This window comes from Streptomyces sp. NPDC029014 (assembly GCF_055564695.1).
The window spans coordinates 1-3,693 of the sequence record NZ_JBVHVT010000186.1; the positions used below are offsets into that span (position 1 = coordinate 1).

6 protein-coding genes are annotated in these 3,693 nt (G+C 73.1%); 2 read left to right on the forward strand and 4 right to left on the reverse strand.

What is annotated here, in order from left to right; genetic code table 11:
- Both ACZ4VL_RS40160 and ACZ4VL_RS40165 read right to left on the reverse strand, forming a co-directional pair.
- On the reverse strand, nucleotides 1-187 hold a 187-nt coding region (locus ACZ4VL_RS40160; RefSeq protein ID WP_468210864.1), incomplete at its 3' end, for a hypothetical protein.
- Nucleotides 188-346: 159 nt separating this feature from the next.
- Nucleotides 347-1,354, reverse strand: a complete 1,008-nt coding sequence (locus tag ACZ4VL_RS40165; RefSeq protein WP_468210867.1) for a stage II sporulation protein M — start codon at nucleotides 1,352-1,354, stop codon at nucleotides 347-349.
- A 126-nt stretch (nucleotides 1,355-1,480) separates the two neighbouring features.
- On the opposite strand from ACZ4VL_RS40165, the gene ACZ4VL_RS40170 reads away from it, so the two are divergent.
- Both ACZ4VL_RS40170 and ACZ4VL_RS40175 read left to right on the forward strand, forming a co-directional pair.
- On the forward strand, nucleotides 1,481-2,473 hold the full coding sequence (locus ACZ4VL_RS40170; RefSeq protein WP_468210870.1) for an RDD family protein: 993 nt from the start codon (nucleotides 1,481-1,483) through the stop codon (nucleotides 2,471-2,473).
- A 31-nt stretch (nucleotides 2,474-2,504) separates the two neighbouring features.
- On the forward strand, nucleotides 2,505-2,813 hold the full coding sequence (locus ACZ4VL_RS40175; protein WP_468210873.1) for a hypothetical protein: 309 nt from the start codon (nucleotides 2,505-2,507) through the stop codon (nucleotides 2,811-2,813).
- Nucleotides 2,814-2,844: 31 nt separating this feature from the next.
- Here the strand turns inward: ACZ4VL_RS40175 and ACZ4VL_RS40180 are convergent, their stop codons facing one another.
- On the reverse strand, nucleotides 2,845-3,468 hold the full coding sequence (locus tag ACZ4VL_RS40180) for a hypothetical protein (RefSeq protein WP_468210876.1): 624 nt from the start codon (nucleotides 3,466-3,468) through the stop codon (nucleotides 2,845-2,847).
- A 130-nt stretch (nucleotides 3,469-3,598) separates the two neighbouring features.
- On the reverse strand, nucleotides 3,599-3,693 hold a 95-nt coding region (locus ACZ4VL_RS40185), incomplete at its 5' end, for an adenosylhomocysteinase (protein ID WP_351034276.1).

A 3,693-nucleotide genomic window follows, 5' to 3' on the forward strand; every position in this document is an offset into this window, starting at 1 on the left:
TCACCCTCTCGGGCTTTCCTCCGGGCTTTCGTTCTTGCGTTTCCCACTCTATCAGAGTGTTTCGCGCTTCGCTTTCCAGGTTCTTCGCTTTCGCGCTTTCCCTTTCCGGCGATTCCGACTCTATCAGAAGTTTTCCACCGGATTTCCCGGCTTCGGATTCCTGAATGAGGAGTCGGCTGCGCCCCACGGGAATTGGATTCCTTGGGGGCGAAGTAGATATTAAACCGTCGCTGCCGAACTGTCCAGTTCGAGGCAACCGTTCGAATCTACCTCCCCGTTCCGACCGTGTCAACAGTCTTTCCGGGACAGACGAGGAGCCTAGCAGCTCGGCAGCCCTCCACGCACATCAGGCGGCCGTGGGGAGCGTGGCCGTGCGGTCGGCGGCCTCCACGTCGCCCACCTCGCCGGCCCGTGCGGCCCGCCCGCCCAGTACGTAGACGTAGGTCAGGAACAGTGCCTCCGCGGCGACGCCGATGCCGATGCGCGCCCAGGTGGGCAGGCCGGACGGGGTCACGAAGCCCTCGATCAGGCCCGAGACGAACAGGACGACCGCGAGGCCGACGGCCATGCCGAGGGCGGCCCGGCCCTGTTCGGCGAGGGCGGCGCGGCGGGTCCGGGGGCCCGGGTCGATGACGGTCCAGCCGAGGCGCAGGCCCGTTCCGGCGGCCACGAACACCGCCGTCAGCTCCAGCAGGCCGTGCGGCAGGATCAGGCCGAGGAACACGTCCAGCCGGCCGGCGGAGGTCATCAGGCCGATGCCGACCCCCAGGTTGACCATGTTCAGGAACAGGATCCAGAGCACGGGGATCCCCAGGAACGCGCCCAGGACCAGGCACATCGCGGCCGCCTGGGCATTATTCGTCCACACCTTGGCGGCGAACGAGGCCGCCGGGTGGCTGGAGTAGTACGTCTCGTACTCGCCCCCGGGCCGCGTGAGGGCCTTCAGCTCCTCCGGCGCGGCGATCGCCGACTGTACTTCGGGATGCGTCGCGATCCACCAGCCGATCAGCACGCCCAGCAGGGTGGAGAGCAGTGCCGTCGGTATCCACCAGCGGCGGCTGCGGTAGACCGCGGCGGGGAAGCCCACGGTGAAGAAACGGGCGGCATCGCGCCAGCTCGCGCGGCGGGTGCCGGTCACGGTCGCCCGCGCCCGGGCCACGAGCTGCGTGAGCCGGCCCGTGAGCACCGGGTCGGGGCTGCCGGACTGGATCAGGGAGAGGTGCGTGGCGGTCCGCTGGTACAGCGAGACGAGCTCATCGGCCTCGGCGCCGGTCAGCCGGCGGCCGCGGCCCAGCAGTTGTTCGAGGCGTTCCCATTCCGCCCGGTGGGCCGTGACGAAGACGTCGAGATCCATGCGGTTGCCGCTCCCCCTGCCCCTGGCCCCTGCTGCCGGCCGTGCTTCGGCGCTACTTCTTCCCGGGTCAGCTTGGCAGACTGGGTGATCGAGGGGTGGGTCCGGTCACGGGAAGGGTGTGCAGCGGTGAGCGATCTGGTGACGGGGGACGCGGTCGTCCTGGGGCTGAGGCCCGCGCGGCTACCGAGCCGGGCGCTGGCCTTCGTCCTCGATCTGTTCGTGTACGTCACCGGCTATCTCCTCATCACCATCGCGCTGACCTACGCGACCGCCTCCCTGGACGAGGCCGCGCAGGCCGCGGTCGCCGTCGCGAGCTTCCTGCTGGTGCTGGTCGGCGTACCCATCGCGGTGGAGACGCTCAGCCACGGGCGGTCGCTCGGCAAGCTGGCCTGCGGGCTGCGGGTGGTCCGGGACGACGGCGGGCCGGTCCGGTTCCGCCACGCGCTCGTCCGCGGGGCCATGGGGGTCGTGGAGCTGCTGCTCACCTTCGGCTCGGTGGCGTGCATCGCCTCGCTGGTGTCGGCGCGGGGGCGACGGCTCGGGGACGTCTTCGGGGGGACGCTGGTCATACGCGAGCGGGTGCCGGTGACGCATGCGATGCCGGTGCCGGCGCCGCCGCCGTGGCTGGCCGGGCGGTTCACGGCGCTCGACCTGTCGGGCGTGCCGGAAGGGCTGTGGCTGGCGGTACGGCAGTACCTGACCCGGATGCACCAGCTGGACCCGCAGGTGGGTGCCGCGATGGCGGCGAAGCTGGCGGACGACGTGGTGGCGCGTACGGGGGCGCCGGCACCGGCGGGGGTGCCCGCGGCCGCGTTCCTGATGGCGGTGGTGCACGAGCGGCAGTCACGGGACGCGGCCCGGGCGTTCGCCGCGGGGCCGGGCGCGCCGGGGGTCCTGCCCGGCGGGGCGGCGGGGGCGCCCGGTGCGTTCTGGCCGCCCGTGGTGGCGTCCGCGGGGCACGCACCTGCGCCTGCGGCAGCCCCCGCCCCGGCGCCCACGCCTGCTCCCGGGTCGGCACCCGCGCACCTGCCGGCAGCCGGGCCGATGCCCGCGCCGGCGCCCGTGGCGCCGTCCGGGGGCGAGCCGGTGCGGAAGACGGGCTTCGCCCCGCCCGCGTAGGGCTGTCGGCGGGGCCGCCTACGCTGCCGCCATGTCAGTCAACATCGATCTCGCATTCGACGTCACCGGCGTCGCCGACGAGCCGCAGGCCTGGGCGGTCGTCCGGGCCCTGACGCAGCTGATATACGAGGAATGCATCGAGAACCAGGTCACCCTCGGCGTGGCCGTGGACGACGACGGCGCGTACTTCGTCTCCGGGGAGTCGGACATCCCGCTGTGCGTCTCGCGTTCCTACCTCTGGCGGCCGGCGTTCGAGAAGTCCTTCGCGGCGACGGTCGCCGCGGTCGCGCCGGACGCGCAGCCCGTGGTCCGGTGGGGGTTCCCGGACGAGGAGTACTGACCGGGGCAGAGGGGCGGCGACGCCGGCCCGGTCAGGCCTCCGGCGGGAACGTCGACGGCGGGGTCTCCAGGTGTTCGAGCTCGATGCCGGGGGCCGACAGGACCACGTCCCCGGCCAGGTGGACGGTGTGCACCTCTCCGGTGTCCAGGGCGGTGACCCGGTATTCGTCCACGACGAGCGACCCGCTGTCCGTCGCGTGTTCCGTCCGCCCGACGAGGGCCCACGCCTGGTCGACCGTACGGGGCGCCAGCACCGGGTCGGTGAGGGCGACGAGCCGGACCCGGGTGGCGGCCGCGCCGAGCTCGGGGCGCAGCAGGCGGGCGGTGGCGACGAGGAAGGCGGGCGAGGTGCCGGTGAAGGCGGCCGCGCGGACGTTGCCCTCGGTGGCCGCGGTGCCGGCGGGGTCGGAGCGGACCCAGGTGACGCCGTCGATGGCGGCGCCCCGGACCTGCCAGCTCGCGGCGTTGACTTCGAGGCGGATGGGGCGGCCGAGTTCGTCGACGGCGAGGTCGACCGAGCCGCGGTGGTCGCCGTCGGGGCCGGTCAGTTGGGAGACGTAGCGCCAACCGGAGGGGCCCGGGGCGCAGTTGAAGTGCTCCTCGCCGAGCGGGGTGCCGTCGTGGGGGTCGTGGAGCGAGTAGCGGCCGCGGGGCATGGGCGGGGTCCTTGCTGGCTGGCGTGCGTGCGTGCGCACGCACCCGTGGGGTCGTACGGGGCAGGCCCCCGGCACGGGTGCCGGGGGCCTGCCTCGGTGCTGCGGATCCGCGGGGACCTGCGGCGGTGGATCAGTAGCGGTAGTGGTCCGGCTTGTACGGGCCGTCGACGTCGACGCCGATGTACGCGGCCTGCTCCGGGCGCAGGGTGGTCAGCTTGACGCCGA

Coding starts and splice junctions, on each gene's coding strand:
- ACZ4VL_RS40165 (WP_468210867.1), bottom strand. CDS start 1,354: ATGGATCTCGACGTCTTCGTCACGGCCCACCGGGCGGAATGGGAACGC.
- ACZ4VL_RS40180 (WP_468210876.1), bottom strand. CDS start 3,468: ATGCCCCGCGGCCGCTACTCGCTCCACGACCCCCACGACGGCACCCCG.
- ACZ4VL_RS40175 (WP_468210873.1), top strand. CDS start 2,505: ATGTCAGTCAACATCGATCTCGCATTCGACGTCACCGGCGTCGCCGAC.